Annotated in this window: 21 protein-coding genes; 17 read left to right on the forward strand and 4 right to left on the reverse strand. The window is 70.7% G+C overall.

Annotated elements, in window-relative coordinates; translation table 11 throughout:
* Positions 1 to 2 precede the first annotated feature (2 nt).
* From lipA to ACIBAG_RS34500, 3 genes are all read left to right on the forward strand, one after another.
* A complete protein-coding gene (gene lipA / locus ACIBAG_RS34490; RefSeq protein WP_399110655.1) occupies positions 3 to 992 on the forward strand; it encodes a lipoyl synthase in 990 nt (329 codons plus the stop codon).
* A 256-nt stretch (positions 993 to 1,248) separates the two neighbouring features.
* Entirely contained in the window at positions 1,249 to 1,449 is a 201-nt protein-coding gene (locus ACIBAG_RS34495) for a hypothetical protein (protein WP_399110657.1), read from the forward strand.
* Positions 1,450 to 1,496: 47 nt separating this feature from the next.
* The gene (locus ACIBAG_RS34500) at positions 1,497 to 2,198 is read left to right on the forward strand and encodes a DUF4191 domain-containing protein (RefSeq protein ID WP_031487372.1); all 702 of its coding nucleotides are present in this window, start codon (positions 1,497 to 1,499) and stop codon (positions 2,196 to 2,198) included.
* 111 nt (positions 2,199 to 2,309) lie between these two features.
* On the opposite strand, the gene ACIBAG_RS34505 is transcribed toward ACIBAG_RS34500, so the two are convergent.
* Positions 2,310 to 2,777 carry an RDD family protein gene (locus ACIBAG_RS34505; RefSeq protein ID WP_399110658.1) on the reverse strand — a complete coding sequence of 156 codons (468 nt, stop codon included), beginning with the start codon at positions 2,775 to 2,777 and terminating at the stop codon, positions 2,310 to 2,312.
* Positions 2,778 to 2,975: 198 nt separating this feature from the next.
* Between ACIBAG_RS34505 and glnA the strand changes: the two genes are divergently transcribed.
* The 4 genes from glnA (at position 2,976) to ACIBAG_RS34525 (ending at position 6,409) form a co-directional block, all read left to right on the forward strand.
* Positions 2,976 to 4,385 carry a type I glutamate--ammonia ligase gene (gene glnA / locus ACIBAG_RS34510; RefSeq protein ID WP_399110660.1) on the forward strand — a complete coding sequence of 470 codons (1,410 nt, stop codon included), beginning with the start codon at positions 2,976 to 2,978 and terminating at the stop codon, positions 4,383 to 4,385.
* Positions 4,386 to 4,525: 140 nt separating this feature from the next.
* Positions 4,526 to 4,795, forward strand: a complete 270-nt coding sequence (locus tag ACIBAG_RS34515) for a hypothetical protein (protein ID WP_399110662.1) — start codon at positions 4,526 to 4,528, stop codon at positions 4,793 to 4,795.
* Positions 4,796 to 4,901: 106 nt separating this feature from the next.
* A complete protein-coding gene (htpX, locus tag ACIBAG_RS34520; RefSeq protein WP_399110663.1) occupies positions 4,902 to 5,819 on the forward strand; it encodes a zinc metalloprotease HtpX in 918 nt (305 codons plus the stop codon).
* A 2-nt stretch (positions 5,820 to 5,821) separates the two neighbouring features.
* A complete protein-coding gene (locus ACIBAG_RS34525; protein ID WP_399110664.1) occupies positions 5,822 to 6,409 on the forward strand; it encodes a hypothetical protein in 588 nt (195 codons plus the stop codon).
* A gap of 39 nt (positions 6,410 to 6,448) precedes the next feature.
* Here the strand turns inward: ACIBAG_RS34525 and ACIBAG_RS34530 are convergent, their stop codons facing one another.
* Positions 6,449 to 6,736, reverse strand: a complete 288-nt coding sequence (locus tag ACIBAG_RS34530; protein ID WP_399110665.1) for a hypothetical protein — start codon at positions 6,734 to 6,736, stop codon at positions 6,449 to 6,451.
* 263 nt (positions 6,737 to 6,999) lie between these two features.
* Between ACIBAG_RS34530 and ACIBAG_RS34535 the strand changes: the two genes are divergently transcribed.
* The gene (locus ACIBAG_RS34535; RefSeq protein ID WP_399110667.1) at positions 7,000 to 8,646 is read left to right on the forward strand and encodes an alpha/beta fold hydrolase; all 1,647 of its coding nucleotides are present in this window, start codon (positions 7,000 to 7,002) and stop codon (positions 8,644 to 8,646) included.
* A gap of 6 nt (positions 8,647 to 8,652) precedes the next feature.
* Here the strand turns inward: ACIBAG_RS34535 and ACIBAG_RS34540 are convergent, their stop codons facing one another.
* The gene (locus ACIBAG_RS34540; RefSeq protein ID WP_399110669.1) at positions 8,653 to 10,134 is read right to left on the reverse strand and encodes a DUF2252 domain-containing protein; all 1,482 of its coding nucleotides are present in this window, start codon (positions 10,132 to 10,134) and stop codon (positions 8,653 to 8,655) included.
* Between the two features lie 238 nt (positions 10,135 to 10,372).
* Between ACIBAG_RS34540 and ACIBAG_RS34545 the strand changes: the two genes are divergently transcribed.
* Positions 10,373 to 11,557, forward strand: a complete 1,185-nt coding sequence (locus ACIBAG_RS34545) for a winged helix DNA-binding domain-containing protein (protein WP_399110671.1) — start codon at positions 10,373 to 10,375, stop codon at positions 11,555 to 11,557.
* Between the two features lie 90 nt (positions 11,558 to 11,647).
* Here ACIBAG_RS34545 and ACIBAG_RS34550 read toward each other — a convergent pair whose 3' ends face one another.
* Positions 11,648 to 11,974: a hypothetical protein gene (locus tag ACIBAG_RS34550; RefSeq protein WP_399110672.1), complete on the reverse strand. Its 327-nt coding sequence runs from the start codon at positions 11,972 to 11,974 to the stop codon at positions 11,648 to 11,650.
* 231 nt (positions 11,975 to 12,205) lie between these two features.
* Between ACIBAG_RS34550 and ACIBAG_RS34555 the strand changes: the two genes are divergently transcribed.
* The 8 genes from ACIBAG_RS34555 (at position 12,206) to ACIBAG_RS34590 (ending at position 19,691) form a co-directional block, all read left to right on the forward strand.
* Positions 12,206 to 12,565: an ArsC/Spx/MgsR family protein gene (locus tag ACIBAG_RS34555; RefSeq protein WP_399110674.1), complete on the forward strand. Its 360-nt coding sequence runs from the start codon at positions 12,206 to 12,208 to the stop codon at positions 12,563 to 12,565.
* Between the two features lie 58 nt (positions 12,566 to 12,623).
* Entirely contained in the window at positions 12,624 to 13,505 is an 882-nt protein-coding gene (locus ACIBAG_RS34560) for a hypothetical protein (RefSeq protein WP_399110676.1), read from the forward strand.
* A 96-nt stretch (positions 13,506 to 13,601) separates the two neighbouring features.
* Positions 13,602 to 14,348 (forward strand): hypothetical protein, encoded by a 747-nt coding sequence (locus tag ACIBAG_RS34565; protein WP_399110678.1) that lies wholly within the window; start codon positions 13,602 to 13,604, stop codon positions 14,346 to 14,348.
* Positions 14,349 to 14,757: 409 nt separating this feature from the next.
* Positions 14,758 to 15,789 carry a glutamine synthetase gene (gene glnII, locus ACIBAG_RS34570; protein WP_399110679.1) on the forward strand — a complete coding sequence of 344 codons (1,032 nt, stop codon included), beginning with the start codon at positions 14,758 to 14,760 and terminating at the stop codon, positions 15,787 to 15,789.
* 305 nt (positions 15,790 to 16,094) lie between these two features.
* Entirely contained in the window at positions 16,095 to 16,637 is a 543-nt protein-coding gene (locus ACIBAG_RS34575; RefSeq protein ID WP_399110681.1) for a winged helix-turn-helix domain-containing protein, read from the forward strand.
* A 60-nt stretch (positions 16,638 to 16,697) separates the two neighbouring features.
* A complete protein-coding gene (locus ACIBAG_RS34580) occupies positions 16,698 to 17,726 on the forward strand; it encodes an SDR family oxidoreductase (protein WP_399110683.1) in 1,029 nt (342 codons plus the stop codon).
* A 52-nt stretch (positions 17,727 to 17,778) separates the two neighbouring features.
* On the forward strand, positions 17,779 to 19,053 hold the full coding sequence (locus tag ACIBAG_RS34585) for a sensor histidine kinase (protein ID WP_399110685.1): 1,275 nt from the start codon (positions 17,779 to 17,781) through the stop codon (positions 19,051 to 19,053).
* Complete coding sequence (locus ACIBAG_RS34590) at positions 19,038 to 19,691, forward strand: LuxR C-terminal-related transcriptional regulator (protein ID WP_399110687.1); 654 nt, start codon at positions 19,038 to 19,040, stop codon at positions 19,689 to 19,691. The genes ACIBAG_RS34585 and ACIBAG_RS34590 overlap by 16 nt, the downstream gene beginning before the upstream one ends.
* Positions 19,692 to 19,787 lie beyond the last annotated feature (96 nt).

A 19,787-nucleotide genomic window follows, 5' to 3' on the forward strand; every position in this document is an offset into this window, starting at 1 on the left:
ACGTGTCCGCAGTCACACCCGACGGACGCAAGATGCTGCGCCTGGAGGTCCGCAACAGCCAGACCCCCATCGAGCGCAAGCCCGAGTGGATCAAGACCCGGGCGAAAATGGGCCCCGAGTACACGAAGATGCAGAACCTCGTGAAGAGCGAGGGCCTGCACACGGTCTGCCAGGAAGCCGGCTGCCCGAACATCTACGAGTGCTGGGAGGACCGCGAGGCGACCTTCCTCATCGGCGGCGACCAGTGCACCCGGCGTTGCGACTTCTGCCAGATCGACACCGGCAAGCCCGAGGCGCTCGACCGTGACGAGCCGCGCCGCGTCGGCGAGTCCGTGGTCACCATGGACCTGAACTACGCCACCATCACCGGCGTCGCCCGCGACGACCTCCCGGACGGCGGCGCCTGGCTGTACGCCGAGACGGTCCGCCAGATCCACCAGCAGACCGCCGAACGCGAGGGCGGCCGCACCAAGGTCGAGCTCCTGGCCCCCGACTTCAACGCCGTCCCGGAGCTGCTCCAGGAGGTTTTCGCCTCGCGCCCCGAGGTCTTCGCGCACAACGTCGAGACGGTCCCCCGGATCTTCAAGCGCATCCGCCCCGGCTTCCGCTACGAGCGCTCGCTCAAGGTCATCACCGAGGCCCGTGACTACGGCCTGGTGACCAAGTCCAACCTGATCCTCGGCATGGGCGAGACCCGCGAGGAGGTCAGCGAGGCGCTCAAGCAGCTGCACGACGCGGGCTGCGAGCTGATCACCATCACGCAGTACCTGCGCCCGAGCGTCCGCCACCACCCCGTGGAGCGCTGGGTCAAGCCGCAGGAGTTCGTGGAGCTGAAGGAGGAGGCCGAGCAGATCGGCTTCTCGGGTGTGATGTCCGGGCCGCTGGTGCGGTCCTCCTACCGGGCCGGGCGGCTGTACCAGATGGCCGTCGAGCAGCGTCAATTCACTGCTCCGCAGCGGGGTGGCTCGTACGTCGCCTCGCAGGCCGTCTGATGGCACGGAGTGCCACTGCGCGCGTGTGAATCCGCGCACAAGCAACTACCTACCAGTAGAAGCCGAATGACGCGGTCCTGAACGTCCTCGCAGCTAGAGACGCCATCAGGGCCGCGTCAAGCTTTTCCGGCGGCGCATTAAGGCTTCATTGGTGTTTGACCGGTCGGTCACGCCCTGGTAACACCAATCAGTGACCCTGGTTGTACACCCCGTGCACCACTCACCATCGCCGCCATCCCGAGGGGGGACCTCCACCATGCAGGCCGCGCCGGTTCGCGCCACCGCCATCCCGTCGTTCACCACTGCACTGCGTGCCGTCGAGTCGCTGCTCATGAGCAGCGGGCAGCGCACCGCCCGCCGCAACGCCTGGACGTCCGTCCTGGAGGACCGCCGTCGGGCCAAGGACCGGGTCGAGGCGCAGCGCGTCCTGGACCAGGCCGTGGTTCCCGGCCCCTGAAGCGTCCCCCGTCGTCGGCGCTCGCGGGGCCACGTAGACTTCGTGGCATGGCGAGGAAGGACACGGCAGCGGACGCTGCGAACCCCGGGCGACTCAAGCAGATCGCTCTGACCTACAAGATGACCCGCAGGGCCGACAAGAAGATCGGTCTTGTACTCGCGGCTGTCGGAATCGTCACCTTCGGTGTCTTCCTCGCGATCGGTTTCTTGATCGGTCACCCCATCTATCTCGGCATCCTGGGCCTGCTCCTCGCCTTCCTCGCGACGGCGATCGTGTTCGGGCGCCGGGCCGAGCGGGCCGCCTTCGGGCAGATGGAGGGCCAGCCGGGCGCCGCCGCGGCCGTGCTGGACAACATCGGCCGGGGCTGGACGACGACGCCGGCGGTGGCGATGAACCGCAGCCAGGACGTGGTCCACCGGGCCGTCGGAAAGGCCGGCATCGTGCTGGTCGCCGAGGGCAACCCGAACCGGGTGAAGAGCCTGCTGGCCGCCGAGAAGAAGAAGATGAACCGCATCGTCGCGGACGTGCCGGTGCACGACCTGATCGTGGGCACGGGCGACGGCCAGGTCCCGCTGAAGAAGGTGCGGACCACCATGCTGAAGCTGCCGCGCGTGCTGACCGGCCCCCAGGTGACCGCCACCAACGACCGACTGAAGGCCATGGGCGACCTGATGAGCAACATGCCGTTGCCGAAGGGGCCCATGCCGAAGGGCATGAAGCTGCCGAAGGGCGGGCCGAAGGCTCGCTGATCTCCCGCGTAGACCTCCCTCGTACGCGAAACTCGTACGAGAAAGGGGGCGCCCGGTGTGAACCGGGCGCCCCCTTCGTCGTATGCGAGGAGCTGTGCGAGGAGTCGCGCGTCAGATCCGGACCTCGACCGTGCGGGCCAGCCGGTCGTGCAGGCCGCGGCCGTCGCGGTCCCAGATCAGGGCCGGGATCGCGACGCACAGCAGGGCCGTGCGCAGCAGGGCGCGCAACGGATTCACGGTGCCGGTCTCCAGGACCACCACGCGCAGGCCGAACAGTCGCTTACCCGGAGTGAAGCCGATGGTGCCGACGGTCAGGACGCTCATCAGGAAGAACAGGAGCAGGGCCCAGTTGCTGGTCGCCTGTCCGTAACCGTCGGTGATAAGACCGTATGCGATCAAGAGGCAGATGCCCCAGTCGACGGCGAGTGCGCCGAGCCGCCGTCCCGGGCGGGCGATCGACCCCGGCCCCTCCTCCGGCAGACCGAGTTGTTCGCCCCGGTATCCAAAGTCGACACCGGCATCCTCGGCGGCCGCGCGGGGCCCCGAGAGCCAGGATCCGATTGCTTGCCTCTTGTCCACGTGCCCACCGTACTGTGCCCGTTTTGCGATGTGGACAGGCGGGGTGAGGTACGGGATGTCCGGTTAACGTGTGTGAAACAAATGGGTCACGCCCGAGAAATCACCCGTCCCTAGGGTCGAAGACAGCGTGTGCCACCGCACTGGCCGCACGAACGAACTACCACCCCGGCGCGGACGGTCGGGAGTAGGAGGAGCTGGATGTTCCAGAACGCCGACGAGGCCAAGAAGTTCATCGCGGACGAGGACGTCAAGTTCGTCGACGTCCGGTTCTGCGACCTGCCGGGCGTCATGCAGCACTTCACGGTGCCCGTCGAGGCGTTCGACCCGGACGAGGAGCTCGCCTTCGACGGATCGTCGATCCGCGGTTTCCAGGCGATCCACGAGTCCGACATGGCGCTCCGTGCCGACCTGTCGACGGCCCGGGTCGACCCCTTCCGCCGTGACAAGACGCTCAACATCAACTTCTTCATCCACGACCCGATCACGGGCGAGCAGTACTCCCGTGACCCGCGCAACGTGGCGAAGAAGGCCGAGGCCTACCTCGCGTCGACCGGTATCGCGGACACCGCGTACTTCGGTCCGGAGGCCGAGTTCTACGTCTTCGACAGCGTGCGTTTCGCCACGTCGTCGAACGAGTCGTTCTACCACATCGACTCCGAGGCGGGTGCCTGGAACACCGGCGCCCTCGAGGACAACCGTGGTTACAAGGTCCGCTACAAGGGCGGTTACTTCCCGGTCCCGCCGGTCGACCACTTCGCCGACCTGCGTGCCGAGATCTCCCTGGAGCTGGAGGCCGCCGGCCTGAAGGTCGAGCGCCAGCACCACGAGGTGGGCACCGCCGGTCAGGCCGAGATCAACTACAAGTTCAACACGCTGCTCGCGGCCGCAGACGACCTGCAGCTGTTCAAGTACATCGTGAAGAACGTCGCCTGGCGCAACGGCAAGACGGCGACCTTCATGCCGAAGCCGATCTTCGGTGACAACGGCTCGGGCATGCACGTCCACCAGTCGCTGTGGCAGGGCGGCTCCCCGCTCTTCTACGACGAGGCCGGTTACGCGGGTCTGTCGGACACCGCCCGCTACTACATCGGCGGCATCCTCAAGCACGCCCCGTCGCTGCTCGCCTTCACCAACCCGACGGTGAACTCGTACCACCGTCTGGTGCCGGGCTTCGAGGCGCCGATCAACCTGGTGTACTCGCAGCGCAACCGCTCCGCCGCGATGCGTATCCCGATCACGGGCTCCAACCCGAAGGCCAAGCGCGTCGAGTTCCGCGCGCCCGACTCCTCCGGCAACCCGTACCTGGCCTTCTCCGCGCTGCTCCTGGCGGGCCTGGACGGCATCAAGAACAAGATCGAGCCGGCCGAGCCGATCGACAAGGACCTCTACGAGCTGGCTCCCGAGGAGCACGCGAACGTCGCGCAGGTCCCGACGTCCCTCCCGGCCGTGCTCGACTCGCTCGAGGCCGACCACGAGTTCCTCCTCCAGGGCGACGTCTTCACGCCGGACCTGATCGAGACGTGGATCGACTACAAGCGCGCCAACGAGATCGCGCCGCTGCAGCTGCGTCCGCACCCGCACGAGTTCGAGCTCTACTTCGACGTGTGATCGACGGCTCAGCAACGCCTGATCGACGCCTGACAGGCGCCTGAGCACGGCACCTACGCCCGCGCCCCCGCTGTTGTACCGACAGCGGGGGCGCGGGCGTATGTTCTATTCTGCCGTTGAGACGACACGGGGGTGGACGGATGCCGGAGCGGCACGAACACGACGACCAGGAGCGCGAGTTCGACCTGAGATGGGCGGACGCAGCCGAGCACAAGGAGCCCTCGGCGCGGGCCCGTATGCTCGCCGCCCGCTGGAAGGAGAACCCGCCCGGCCCGGTGCCGTTCCGGCCCGAGCCCGATCATGTGAACCGGCGGCAGCGCCGCTCGGGCTGGATCTCCACGGTGGTCGTGCTGGGCAGCGTCGCGGCGGTGATCGTCCTGCTGGGATACGTCAACTTCCGCACCTACTAGACCTGGGCCTTTGCTGGTCCTAGGGCTGATCACGACCCGCTCATGGGCGTTGCCGGGTGCACACTGGGCAGTGGGACGAGTGCCTGAGTGCGCGGGGTGGTGCGAGATGCGGAGCCGCTTCCAAAGTGACCGGCGGTTGACCGCCCGGATGGGCGTCACGCTGTTTCTGCTCGGGTTGTTGTACGTGGCGTTCGTCGCCGCGTTGATCGTGTTGCTGAAGTCCTGGGTGCTGGTCGTCGTGGTGGCGGCGGGACTGCTGGGGGCCCAGTACTGGTTCTCGGACCGGGTCGCGTTGTACGCGATGCGCGGGCGGGTCGTGGAGCGGGAGGAGTATCCCGAGCTGCACGGGGTCGTCGACCGCTTGTGCGCCATCGCCGACATGCCCAAGCCGGTCGTCGCCGTGTCGGACATGGAGATGCCGAACGCGTTCGCCACCGGGCGGAATCCCGATCACGCCGTGGTCTGTGTGACCACGGGGCTGCTGCGCCGGCTGGAGCCGGACGAGCTGGAGGGGGTCCTCGCGCACGAGCTGTCGCACGTGGCGCACAAGGACGTCGCCGTGATCACGGTCGCGTCGTTCCTCGGTGTGATCGCGGGGCTGATCGTGCGGTTCGCCTTCTATTCGCAGCTCTTCGGCGGCGGGCGCCGGGACCAGAACACGGCCGTGGTCTTCGCCGCCGTGATGGGCGTGTCGGCAGCCGTGTACGCGATCAGCTTCCTGCTGATCCGGGCCCTGTCCCGGTACCGGGAACTGGCCGCCGACCGGGCCGCGGCGCTGCTCACCGGGCGGCCCTCGGTGCTGGCCTCCGCGCTCACCAAGGTGTCCGGCGACATCGCCCGGATCCCGACCAGGGACCTGCGTACCGCACAGGCCTTCAACGCCTTCTACTTCACTCCGGCACTGGGCCGGGGCCCCAGCGTCGCGCAGCTCTTCTCGACCCATCCGAGCCTGGAGCAGCGGCTCGAACAACTGGGGCGGATCTCCGCCGAGTTGGGCGAGGCGGCGGCTCCGGGAGGGGCGTGAGCATGGGGCTGCTGGACATTCTGCTCGGCCGCACCACGCCGGTCGCGCCCGATCTCGACCAGCTCTTCGCACTGCCGTCGGCGGCGGTGACGCTGGAGGCGACGGCCGGGTTCCGGCCGACCGGGAGCGGGGCGGTGTGCTTCGCCGCCGTCGAGGGCGCGGCGTTCGAGCAGACCCACCGCGAGGTCCAGGCGCTGCTCGACGCGGACGCCGAGCGCGAGGGCCGGCCGGTGGAGCTGACCATGGACGGCTACGGCTACTCGTGGCTGGTCTCCCGCCGCGGCCCGGACCAGCTGCCGGAGCTGGTCAACGACCTGCACGCGGTGAACAGCGCGATGGAGGTGAACGGCTTCGGTCCGCAGTTGCTGTGCTCGCTGGCCGGGTTCGAGGACGAGCGACAGGGCAGACGGCTCGCGCTCGTCTACCTCTATAAGCGCGGCACCTTCTATCCCTTCGCGCCCGTTCCCGGCACGGCGGAACGCCGCGACAACCCGCTCGAGCTGCGGGTGCGGGCCGCACTCGCGGACGACCTGCGGATCGAGCAGGACCTGAACCGCTGGTTCCCGGTGTGGGGTGCCCCCGGCCTGTGACCGGGGGCACCGCACGGGCTACCACCAAAGGTGGTGGCCTCAGCCGCTCTTCTCGCGCTCCTGACGACGGGACTCCAGGGGGCGCTCGCGGCGGTAGCGGCGCTCCCACTTGGCCTGCCTGTCACGGCGGTCGCGGTAGGCGCGGTAGTCCGAGGGCATGGCTCCTCCCGACGAGGACCCTGCCCCGGCTCCGCCGCTCGGCGCGGAGGAGTCCCGGCCGTACTGCAGGTACAGGAACAGCACGGCGACGGCGGCCAGCCAGTAGAGGTGGTTTCCGAATCCTAAGATCACCAGGACGACGGTCCCGGACATGACGATGGTGCCCATCACGGGCCTCCGTTGAGCGTGGGTTGTATCTGGATCTGGAACTGGATCTCGAGCGGTGATCGGTGATCGCTGTCCCGACGGGGCGCTGGGGGAAGGGCGACCGTCCGTCGGTGCGTAGAGAGTAGCCCCGAGTCCGCAGGGTTACCCCCGCCCTGCGGGAAGCGGCGTGAGCTGCTCCGTTACGCGTGTCCAGGGTAGGGATCCGGTCACTCGGCGTGCATCTCCTTTTCCCGTGACCCGAGAGCCGTGAATGAATGAGGGGCATGACCGAGTTCTCCTCCTTCACTCACGCCCACGATGGTGAACTGCTCAGCGGGGTGTACGGCGGTGGTGCCGGCGGCCCGGACACGGCCACCGTCGTCCTGCTGCACGGCGCAGGCATCGGCAACAAGGAGCGGCTGCTCCCGCTGCTCGCCGAGTTCGTGTCCCGCGGCTGCCGTGGGCTCGCCCTCGACTTCTCGGGCCACGGTGAAAGCACGGGCGCGCTGCGGGAGTTGAGTCTGCGGCGGCGGTTCGAGCAGGCCGTCGCCGTCATCGATGCGCGCGTGCCGGCGGACGGCCCGCTGATCCTGGTCGGGTTCAGCATGAGCGGGCAGACGGTGGCGGATCTCGTCGCGCACTACGGGGAACGCGTGGCGGCAATCGGGCTGTGCGCGCCCGCGGTGTACGCCCAGGAGGCGTGGGATGTGCCCTTCGGGGACGGGGACGGGCGGTTCAGCCGGATCATCCGCAGGCCGGACGGCTGGCGTGAGGCACCCGCGCTCGATGCGCTGCGGGCGTACGAGGGGCGGGCGGTGCTCGCGGTGCCGGGGACGGACGCGATCATTCCGCCGGCCGTGACGGAGGCCGTGCAGGACGCGCTGGCCGCCCGGGCACAGTTCACGCGGTTCGAGGTGCCGGACGCGGAGCACATGCTGGGGCTGTGGTTCCAGGAACACGCCGAGGACCGGCGGGAGTTCGTGACCGCGGTGCTGACCGGCCTCGGTGACCGGGGATGGACGGCCACCCGGTCGTGGCTGGCCAAGCAGTTGCCGCAGGGGCGGAGCGTGGCCGCCACCGCCTTCGCGAAGGGCGGCTGGAGTTCGCAGCTGCGCCGGCTCACCCTCGACGACGGCACGCGGCTCGCGCTGCGCACCTTCGTGAAGCCCTTCTTCCGCCGGCACGCACCCGGCCTGCTGACGCGCGAGGCGTCGGTCCTCACCCTGCTCGCCGCCCAGGAGACCGTCCCGGCACCCCGGTTGATCGCCGTCGACGCCACGGCCGAGCACTGCGACCATCCCTCGCTGCTGATGTCCCTGCTCCCCGGCCGCGTGCGGGTCGACGAGGTCGCCGAGGAGGATCTGGACCGTCGCCTTGACCTGCTGGCGGCTCAACTCGCCGCGATCCACACGGTCGTACCGGACGAGCGCCCGCGAACGTATCAGGCGTGGACGTCGGCGGAGCGGGTGCGGACGCCGGGCGGACCGCTCTGGGACCGGGCCGTCGAGGTGATCCGCCGCGAACCCCCGGCCTACGAGGGCTGTTTCCTGCACCGGGACTTCCACCCGGGGAACGTGCTGTTCAGCGGCGCGGGCGAGGAGTCGCGGATCAGCGGCGTCGTCGACTGGGTGGAGACGTCGTGGGGCCCGGCCGACCTCGACGTCGCCCACTGTTCGACAGCACTGGCACTGCTGCACGGCCCGGAGCACGGGTTCGGTTTCCGCGCGCGCTACGAGGCGCACGGCGGACGACAACTCGCCGACAGCGCCGACCACTTGTACTGGCGGCTGCTCGACGCCCTCGCCTACTCCCCCGACGCGGCGAAGCTCGCCGGGCCGTGGCGTGAGCTGGGGCGGACGGAGCTGACGCCGGAGGTGCTTGGCGGGCGGTTGGCGGCGTATGTGGAGGGGCTGCTGGAGTTGTACGGCTGACGCACATCAGACCCCGGGCTCTGCCCTGATCACCCCGGCCGCGACGGCCGCGGCCAGCGACGCGTGGTCGGCGGTGGTCTGGTCGGCGTAGGACAGGGCGAAGTCGGTGACCGCGTGGTCGAAGGTGTCGGCCTTGCCCAGGTAGCCCGCGATGGCGATACGGTCGCCGGAGCGGGCGTGGGCCCGGGCGAGGGCGGTGCCGCACAGGCGGGCGTAGGAGCGGAGGTCGTCCGGGCTCATCCCGGCGACGTCAGCGGAGCCCTTCATGTCACGCAGCTGACGCCAGTAGAAGGCGCGGCCCTCCGGCCCGGACATCCAGCCGAGGAAGACATCACTGGCGGCCTGCAACTGCCGCTGGCCCGCGACGACACGATGGCCGTGGTGGACGTACGGCCCGGTCGGCAGGTGCTCCTCCAGGACGGACTGCCGCGCCTCCTTGATCTGCAGGAACAGCGGATCGTCGGCGTCGCGTCCGGCGAGCAGCACGATGAAGCAGCGCAGGCCGACGCTGCCGACGCCGACGACCTTGCGGGCGGCGTCGACGAAGCGGTAGCGGTCGAGGAGCAGGCGGCGTTCCTCGGAGAGGGTCGAGCGGTAGTCGCTGAAGATCTTGCGCAGGGAGCCCATGTCGGAGGTGCCCGCGGGTTCGAGCAGCGGCGGGTCGTGGACGAGGCGGCGGCGCCCGTCGACCACTTCGGTGAGCTTGCCGTAGGCCTGCAGGCTGGTGCGGCGGCGGGCACGGCCGAGGGTGGCCGCGACGCGGCGCTGGTCACGGGCGGAGCGGACCAGAGGCCTGAGTTCGTCGGCGTCGATGCGCGCGTACCAGACGTCGAGCTCGCCGAGCCGGGCCAGTCTCCGGATGGCCGTGCGGTACGCGGCCACGGCCTCACGGGCCGCGCGGCGGACCTTGGCCTCCGGGTGGCCGTTCTCGCGGGCGGCCACGGCGACCGAGGCGGCGAGCCGTTTGACGTCCCACTCGAACGGGCCCTGGTACGTCTCGTCGAAGTCGTTGAGGTCGAACAGCAGGGTGCGTTCCGGGGAGGCGTACAGACCGAAGTTGAGCAGGTGGGCGTCGCCGCAGAGCTGCACGGTGAGGCCGGTGTGCGGGGCGGCGGCGAGGTCGGCGGCCATCACGGCGGCGGCGCCGCGCAGGAAGGCGAAGGGGGATGCCACCATCCGGCCGTACCTGATCGGCAGCAGCTCCGTCAGCCGGTCGAGGCCCTGGCGTTCCAGTACGGCGACGGGGTCGGGACGGTCGACCGAGGGGAGCCAGGCGCCGTGGGCGGAGCGAGGGGCCCGCTTGCGGGCGGCCTTGCCGCGGAGCGCTCGGTCGGCGGGGGTGGTGGGGGTGCCGGAAGTGCCTGAGGCGCTGGAGGTGCGAGAGGTGCGGAAAGGGCTGGGGGTGCCGGGCCCGGTCAGGAGCTCGGGTTCGCGTCCGTCCGGCCCGTGCAGTGCCTGGCGTATGCCGTATGTGCCCTCGCTGCCCATCGCACCTCCCACTGCCACGCCCGCTCGGACGGCTCGCCGCCCCCTGTTCGCAGTGAACGGCGGGACGAGGCTCGTGCGCATGCCGGATACGGCGATCGGGTGACGGGGCCGGCGGCCGGCGGCCGGCACGATGGTGAGCCGCTGCCCGGTGGCGCCCGGCTCGGCAGTGGGCCACTGTCAGCGGCGCCCGAGAGGATGCCCTCAGGACCAGGAGTCGGCGTGACGGGTGGAGGCCGGGATGGGTGACGGGTTGCGGTACATCGGGGTGGCGGAGCGGCGGGCTCGGCTGGGGGCGCGGCATCGGCTGGGCGGGGCGGCGCGGGCTGCCGGTCCGGTCGAGGTCGCCGAGTCCCTGGTCGCGCTGCACGGCACCGATCCGGCGACCGTGTACCTGGCCGTGGGCGCGCGGCTGGCGGACGCCGCCAAGACCGTCGCTCGGACCGAGCGGGCGCTGTACGAGGACCGGGCGCTGGTGCGGATGCACGGCATGCGGCACACCGTGTTCGTGTTCCCGGCCGAGCTGACGGCCGTCGTGCACGCCTCGACCGGCCTCGCGGTCGCCGGCCGGGAGCGGGCCTCCTTGGTCAAGGACATGGCTAAGGCGGGGGCGCCGGACGCGGCATGGCTGGCCGAGGTCGAGGAGTCGGCGCTGGCCGCGCTGGCGCGGCGCGGTCAGGCCACGGCGGCCGAACTCGCCGCGGACGAGCCGCGGTTGCGCGAGCAGTTCGTGTACGCGGCCGGGAAGAGTTACGAGGGCGTGCACACCGTCTCGACGCGGCTGCTGCGGGTGCTGGGCGTCGAGGGGAAGGTGGTGCGGGGGCGGCCGCTGGGCTCCTGGACGTCCTCGCAGTTCCGGTGGGCCGTCGCGCCGGAGCATCCCGAGCCGGCCGTGGCCGAGGCGCAGGCGGAACTGCTGCGGCGCTGGCTCGCGGTGTGCGGTCCGGCGACGGAGGCCGACCTGAAGTGGTGGACGGGGTGGCGGGTGACCGAGGTGCGCCGGGCCCTGGCGGCGATCGGGGCGCAGTCCGTCTCCCTCGACGAGGGGACCGGGTACGTCGTCGACGGCGACGTCGGTCCGGTAGCCGGTCCTGCGGAGCCGTGGGCCGCGCTGCTGCCCGCCCTCGATCCCACGGCGATGGGATGGCAGCGGCGGGAGTGGTATCTGGCGCCGGAACTGTGGCCGGCGCTGTTCGACCGGAGCGGCAATGTGGGGCCGACGGTGTGGTGGAACGGGCGTGTGGTGGGCGGGTGGGCCCAGCGGGCGGACGGGGAGATCGTGTGGCGGCTGCTCGACTCCGAGGGCGTCGGGCGGGACGCGGAGGCGGCGATCACCGCGGAGGCGGAGCGATTGCGGGAGTGGGTGGGGTCGACGCGGGTCACACCGCGGTTCCGGACGCCGCTGGAGCGGGAGTTGTCGGCGTAGGGGCGTCATTCGACGCCGGTCGACACCCCCGGACGACGGCAAGGACAACGCCGGGTGCCCAGAAAGCAGACGGCACCCGGCGCCATCGGCTCACCGCGAGTAACGCATGAACGCCCGCACCATGTGGCACGTCGTCTCCGACGGCGGATGAACCCCGATCATCTCCGCGGTGCTCCGGATCGTCTCGTTGCGCGCCTGGTTCGGCATGTAGACGCCCGAGTCGAGGAGCGCGATCGCCAGGCGCATGGCCTTGAGGCGGCGGTTGTGGGTGATGTACCACTCGCGCGGCCGGCCCGGCGGCAGCGGCCGCTTCTCCATGGGCGCGTACGGCAGGTCGAGCAGGACCGGGTGCTTCGCGGTGGACTGGGTGGGCAGCGGCTTACGGGTCGGCTTCGGCTTCAGTGCGGCAGCGGGCACAGGCATCCTCCTGTCGCGGTCAGGGCGCTCACCGGAGACTTCGCTGTCCCCGGCGATTCCCTCGAACACTGCTCCCATTCTACTGGCTGCCACTGACAATCAGGGAGCCCGCAGAGTCCATCAAATGCCCAGGTGGGCCCGGGATTTGCCGCCGTGTCACACCAGCTCCTCGCGATACGCATGAGACGGCGAAGAAATCGAACAGAGTCCACCCGGGCTACCGTGTGCCGCATGGAAATCTGGATCAACCCCGCCTGCTCCAAGTGCCGCAGCGCGCTCACGCTTCTCGACGCCGAGGGCGCCGACTACACCGTCCGCCGTTACCTGGAGGACGTGCCGACCGAGGACGAGATCCGGGCCGTGCTGGAACGACTCGGACTGGAGCCCTGGGACATCACCCGGACCCAGGAGGCCGTGGCGAAGGAACTCGGGCTCAAGGAGTGGGCGCGGGACGCCTCGGAACGCGACCGGTGGGTCAAGGCGCTCGCCGAGTACCCGAAGCTCATCCAGCGGCCCATCATCACCGCCGATGACGGCACGGCCGTCGTCGCCCGCACCGAAGAGGCCGTACGGGATGCTCTGTCCCGGTAGTTGAGGGTTTGTCGGGCGGCGGGTGCCGGGGCGGTGCGCGGTGTTACCCTCCGCCGCCATGAGCTTCGGTGATCAAGGAATGCCGCACGGGCAGCAGCCCGGGCCGTACCCGCCGCACGGGCAGCAGGACGGGCCGTACGGACAGCAACCCGGGCCGTACGGACGACAGCCCGACCCGTACGCCCAGTGGGCGGCCGAGCAGGAGCGGATACGCCGCGGACGCCGGACCCGGCGCGCGGTGGCCGCCGGTACGGGCGTCGTCCTCGTCGCGGCCATCGCCGCCGGTGTGGCGATGTACCGGGGCGGGGCAGGCGGCACCTCGGCGGGTTCGCCGGCCCCGGCGGCCGTGTCCGACACACCCGTCCCGACCGTCGACGTCACCCTGCCCTCCGACGCGCCGACCGCTCTCCCTTCGCTGCTCGCCCGGCCGGTGATCCGCCCGGAGCAGGCGTTCCCGGAGCAGAACGTGCTCCTGAAGGACGGTTCCCGTTACACGCGGGTGGATCTGGCCAGTACCACCGACTGCGCCCGCGGGATGGCGCCGGAGCTGGCGGAGCTGATCGAGCAGGGCGAGCCCTGTTCGAGGTTGACCGCCGCCCTCTTCACAGACGCCGACCGGCGTTCGCAGGTGACGGTCACGGTGCTGAGTTTCGAGCGCGTCGAGGACGCCTCCCGCGTGTTCATGATGGCCTCGATGGACCCGGTGACCTATCAAGTGGTCTCGCTCGATCCGCCGCCGGAGGCGGGGATGCCGACGGTGCCGCCGGGCTCGGCGGGCGTCTTCCGGCGGGTGATGACCGTCCGCTCGGTGGTGTTCGCCAACGGGCAGTGGGGCGACGGCGCGGAGACCGAGGAGGCCGCGATCACCCGGCAGACCGAGGGCCTTCTGTCGTACGTCAACGACACGGTGGTGGCGTACGAGGACGGCAAGGGTGTGTGACGCACGTTACTTCAGTGACTCCTGTAACCACTGAGTAACTTCGTTCGGTATCTCGTACATAGCGGCGTACGCTCCCCTACCTCTCAGGAGGCGCGCATGTCGCGCAGGAGAACTGTCAGTACGAAGAAGAAGATCGCGCTGCTGGTGAGTGCGGCGACCGTGGCGGGAGGCGGTGCCTTCGTCATGGCGAGCACCTCGAACGCCTCGCAGACGCCGACGGTCAAGTCCGCCGCGGAGTCGAGCGTCTGCCAGGGGCTCGCCACCGCGCTCGGCAACAACCAGCGGTTCATCGAGGGGCAACGGGCCAACCCGGACGCGCAGTCCGCGGCCCGGATCGCCAACCGTGAGGCCGTCATCAAGCAGATCCAGGTCCAGCAGGAAGCCTCCGGGTGTGTCGTTGGGGAGTCGGCTCAGGGCTCCCAGGCGTCACAGCCGGCGCAGGGCGGAGAGCAGGCGGGACAGCAGGGTGGCGGTCAGCAGGCCGGCGGAGGCCAGCAGGCGGGGGGTGCCGCGCCGTCCCAGAGTGCGCCTGCGGGCAACGAGGGGGCTGGCAACGAGGAGGCGGGGAACGCCGGCGGCGGTGCCGCGGCCTCGGGCCAGCAGGTCTGCAACGGGTCCACCGTGACGCTCTCCGGTGAGGGCGGCGCTCCCGCCGCGTCCAGCAACCAGTTCCCGGCCGGCACCAAGCTGAAGGTCACCAACCTGGACAACAACAAGTCCACGACGGTGGAGGTCACCTCGGTCTCCGGCAGCTGTGTGCTGCTCAACAACGCGGCCTTCGAGCAGGTGCGTGAGCCCGGCAAGTTCCTGATCCGCCGCGCGGTGATCGAGAAGGTGGGGTGATGCTCGGGTAACCACGCGTACGTGTCATGACCCTGCCGCCCGCGGCCACGGGCGGCAGGGCCGACGCGTTCCGCTCCGCCCGGCCCGCCGCACACAGGGGGAGCGGCGGGCCGGGCGGCGCGGGGCGCGGCAGGGCGGGGCGCCGGACGCGGAGGCCCGTCATTCCCATCGCATACGAGCCGCCCGCCCCCGCTCCGCGGAGGCAGCGGATGTCGCCGTATCGACTTTGTACGGCCGCTCACAGCGTGAAACGCGCCACACCATGACCAGGTAACACGGGGTTCACATACGAGCAACGGCCGGGAAATCGCCTGTTGACAGGCTCGCGGACATCAAGAGCGGCGCCCCAGTGCCGCAGCGCCGCAGCACCCGCAAGTGCGCCTAGACCCACCCCCGAAGGATGTGGCCCGTGACCTTCAAGGCTGAGTACATCTGGATCGACGGCACCGAGCCGACGGCCAAGCTGCGTTCCAAGACGAAGATCATCGCGGGTGAGCCCGCCGGTCTGGACGCGCTGCCGATCTGGGGCTTCGACGGGTCCTCCACCAACCAGGCCGAGGGCCACGCCTCGGACTGTGTGCTCAAGCCGGTCTTCACCTGCCCCGACCCGATCCGCGGCGGCGACGACGTGCTCGTGCTGTGTGAGGTCCTGAACATCGACTTCACCCCGCACGCGACCAACACCCGTGCCGCGCTCGTCGAGGTGGCGGAGAAGTTCGCCGCGCAGGAGCCGATCTTCGGCATCGAGCAGGAGTACACCTTCTTCCAGGACGGCTACCCGCTCGGCTTCCCCAAGGGCGGTTTCCCGGCCCCGCAGGGCGGCTACTACTGCGGTGTCGGCGCCGACGAGATCTTCGGCCGTGAGGTCGTCGAGGCCCACCTGGAGAACTGCCTGGAGGCCGGTCTCGGCATCTCCGGCATCAACGCCGAGGTCATGCCCGGCCAGTGGGAGTTCCAGGTCGGCCCGCTGGCCCCGCTGGAGGTCTCGGACCAGCTGTGGATCGCCCGCTGGCTGCTCTACCGCACCGCCGAGGACTTCGGTGTCTCCGCGACGCTGGACCCGAAGCCGGTGAAGGGCGACTGGAACGGCGCCGGTGCGCACACCAACTTCTCCACCAAGGCGATGCGCGAGGGCTACGACGCGATCATCACCGCCTGCGAGTCGCTCGGTGAGGGCTCCAAGCCGCTCGACCACGTCAAGAACTACGGCGCCGGCATCGACGACCGCCTGACCGGTCTGCACGAGACCGCCCCGTGGAACGAGTACTCCTACGGCGTCTCCAACCGTGGCGCCTCGGTCCGTATCCCGTGGCAGGTCGAGAAGGACGGCAAGGGCTACATCGAGGACCGCCGCCCGAACGCCAACGTCGACCCGTACGTGGTGACCCGCCTGCTCGTCGACACCTGCTGCTCCGCGCTGGAGAAGGCCGGCCAGGTCTGATCCGCCCAGTGGCTCCGAGAGGGGGCGCCCACCACAACGGTGGGCGCCCCCTCTCGTTGTCGGTGTCGCGAGCTCGCATGCGTCTGCTTCAATGGGGGCATGGCCAGCTCCCAGAAGTACTCCGCGACAGGTCGCCATGACCTCGAGCCCTTCTGGCCTTCCCGTCAGCACCACGACTTCGACCGGGTGTGTTGCCGCGCGGTGAACGCGCGGGCCCTGTAAAGCCGTAACCTCTCGGCCTTCGGTCGGCGCGAAACGACGTACGTCTCCCCTACGGACTTCTCGCGCGAAAGAGCTGACCTCTCATGGCGACCACTCGTTCTCTGTCCTCCGCCGCCCCGCTCAACTCCCCCGCCCCGAACGGTTCCCGGCACCATCTGCGGGCCGTCGACCGGGACGAGGTGATCGAGATCGCGGACCTCCTGCCGCCGGGTACCACCTGGCTGCCCGCTCCACCTCACTCCCTGCCCACGCTGCCGGGACAGCCCCCGATGATCGGCTACCTGGTGCTCGTCCCGGCCGGCCGGCAGCAGCCCGTCGCCGACAGCGCGGGCGAACCGCTCGTCCGCGTCGACAGCGTGCGCCGCACCGCCGCCGTCGACGGCCGTGAACTCGACCTCACCTACCTGGAGTTCGAGCTGCTCGCCCACCTGGTGGCGCACCCTCATCGCGTGCACACGCGCGACCAGCTGGTCACCACGGTGTGGGGGTACGGGCATGTGGGCGACGGCCGTACCGTCGACGTCCACATCGCCCGGCTGCGCCGCAAGCTGGGCGCCGAGCACCGGGGCACGATCCAGACGGTCCGTCGGGTGGGGTACAAGTACGCGCCGCCGGCCGGGCGTTGACCTTCTGCTGACTGCAGAGTCCTGTTCCGTCCCGCGCCCGGACCGTGCAGAGTCGGCGGCATGAGGCTTCTGATCCTGGGTGGTACGGAGTTCGCGGGGCGGGCCGTCGCGGAGGCGGCCCTCGGGCGCGGCTGGGAGGTGACCGTCTTCCACCGGGGGCGGCACGCTCCCCCGGCCGGCGTGCGGTCACTGCACGGTGACCGCACCACGCCCGACGGGCTCGCCGCCCTCGCGCAGGCGACGGGCGACTGGGACGCCGTCGTCGACACCTGGTCGGCGGCGCCGCGTGCCGTACGGGACTCGGCGCGGCTGCTGCGGGGCCGCGCCGGGCGGTATGTGTACGTGTCGAGCTGCTCGGTGTACGCCTGGGCGCCGCCCGTCGGGTACGCCGAGGACGCGCCGCTGGTCGAGGGCGCCGAGGCCGGGGCGGAGCAGACCGACTACGCGCGGGACAAGCGGGGCGGTGAGCTGGCCGCCGTCGAGGCCTTCGGGGCCGAGCGCTCGGTGCTCGTGCGGGCCGGGCTGCTCCTCGGGCGGTACGAGAACATCGGCCGGCTGCCCTGGTGGCTGACCCGGATCGCCCGCGGAGGTCCGGTGCTCGCACCGGGGCCACGGGAACTCCCTCTCCAGTACGTCGACATCCGCGACCTCGCAAAGTGGATCCTCGGGGCCGTGGAGGGGAAGCTGAGCGGGGCGTACAACCTCATGAGCCCGCGGGGCCACACCACCATGGGTGAGCTCCTCGACGCATGTGTGGCCGCCACCGGGTCGGACGCCGAGCTGCGCTGGACCGACCCGGACGTCGTCCTCGGCGCCGGTATCGAGCCGTGGACCCAGCTGCCGGTGTGGGTGCCCCCGGGCAGCGAGGGACACGCGGCACTGCACGGTGCGGACGTCTCCCGGGCCGTCGGTGCGGGCCTGCGCTGCCGTCCCGTCGCCGAGACGGTGGCCGACACCTGGCACTGGCTCCGGCAGATCGGCGGCACCGCACCGCAGCGACCGGACCGGCCGGCCGTGGGCCTGGATCCGGAGGTGGAGGCGAAGGCGCTCGCGGCGACGGCGGAGGGTGTACCTGGCACCACCCCCTGATCCGGTGGCCGGGCCCCGTGACCGCCGCCGCGGCCTCGGCGAGACTGACCGCATGACCAACGACAAGAAGAGCGGCGCGAGTTCGAGGGCACGGGGCATGGGGCTCGCCGCGCTGCGGGGGCTGGCGTTGGCCCTGATCTCCCTGCCGGGTGCCGTTCTGTGCTTCACCCTCTCCCTCGTGTCCGTCGCGCTCGTCCCGATCGGCGTCGGCATCGTCACGACGCCGTATGTGCTGACCGGTGTGCGCACGTTCGCGAACTGGCGGCGCGTCCTCGCGGCCGAGTGGGGCGGGGTGCGGATACCGCCGGCGTACCGGCCCCTGCCGAAGGACGCCAACCCGTGGACCCGCACCTTCGGGATGCTGAGCGACCCGGCGACCTGGCGGGACCTGCTGTGGCTGCCCGTCGACATGACGGCGGGGTTCCTCACCGCGCTGCTGCCGGCCGTGCTTCTCTTCTATCCGCTGGAGGGGTTCGCGATCGCGGCCGGGCTGTGGCGGGTCTTCGCGGACTCCGCCGGCGGCACGTACTGGTACGGCTTCGTGCCGGTCACCGACCAGACGTCCGCGCTGGGCGCCGGCGCCCTGGCCCTCGCGCTGCTCTTCCTCGCCCACTTCTACACCCCGCGCCTGCTCCAGACCCACTTCCGGCTCACCCGGGCGGTCCTCGGCTCCGACCAGGACGAACTGGCCGAGCGCGTAAGGGTGTTGACGGAGACTCGGCGGGACGCCGTCGACACCTCCGCCGCCGAACTGCGCCGGATCGAACGCGATCTGCACGACGGGGCGCAGGCCCGCCTGGTCGCGATGGGCATGGACCTCGGCACCATCGAGATGCTGCTCGACAAGGACCCGGAGCAGGCGAGGCGACTGCTCGCGCAGGCCCGCAAGTCCTCCGTCGACGCCCTCGCCGAGCTGCGCGACCTCGTGCGCGGCATCCACCCGCCCGTGCTGGCCGAGCGCGGACTGGGCGACGCCGTGCGGGCGTTGGCGCTGCGGCTGCCGATCACGACCGAGGTGAACGTGGAGCTGCCCGGGCGTGCGGAGGCGCCCGTGGAGTCCGCGGCGTACTTCGCGATCAGCGAGGTGCTCACCAATGCCGTGAAGCACTCGGGCGCCGACCGGATCTGGGTCGACCTGCACCGCAGGGGGGATGTGCTGCGCGCGACCGTCACCGACAACGGCCAGGGCGGCGCGGTGATCGGGGCCGGTTCGGGCCTCGCCGGAGTCGAGCGGCGACTGGGTACATTCGACGGCGTCCTGGCCGTCAGCTCTCCCGCCGGCGGCCCCACCATGGTCACCATGGAGATTCCTTGCGCGTTGTCCTAGCCGAAGACCTGTTCCTGCTGCGGGACGGGCTCGTCCGGCTGCTGCAGGCCTACGACTTCGAGATAGCGGCGGCGGTGGAGACCGGCCCCGAACTCTCCCGTGCGCTGGCCGAGCTGGAGCCGGACGTCGCCGTCGTCGACGTACGCCTGCCGCCGACGAACACGGACGAGGGCCTGCAGTGCGCCCTGGAGGCCCGCCGGAGGAAGCCCGGGCTGCCGGTGCTGGTGCTGTCGCAGCACGTGGAGCAGTTGTACGCGCGGGAGTTGCTCGCCGACGGCAGGGGCGGGGTGGGTTATCTGCTGAAGGACCGGGTGTTCGACGCGGACCAGTTCGTGGACGCCGTACGGCGCGTCGCGGCGGGCGGCACGGCGATGGACCCGCAGGTGATCCAGCAGCTGCTGACCCGGCGGGCGGCCGGCGACCAGCCGCTCGCCCGGCTCACGCCCCGCGAGACGGAGGTGCTGGAGCTGATGGCGCAGGGACGGTCGAACGCGGCGATCGCCGAACGGCTCGTCGTCACGGAACGGGCGATCGCCAAACACACCGCCAATATCTTCGCCAAACTGGGCCTGGAGGTGTCGGACGACGACAACCGTCGCGTGCTGGCGGTTCTCGCGTATCTCGACCACGGCCGGTAAAACCGGACCCGCCATTCACCCGCCGTGCGGGATCAACAACTCCTGGTGTTCCAGGGGCTGTTGAGGGCAGAGCGTTCTCACGAATCTCTCAACAAT

Origin of the sequence: Streptomyces sp. NPDC051243 (assembly GCF_044455405.1) — a bacterium.
In the GTDB taxonomy this organism is placed as follows: domain Bacteria; phylum Actinomycetota; class Actinomycetes; order Streptomycetales; family Streptomycetaceae; genus Streptomyces.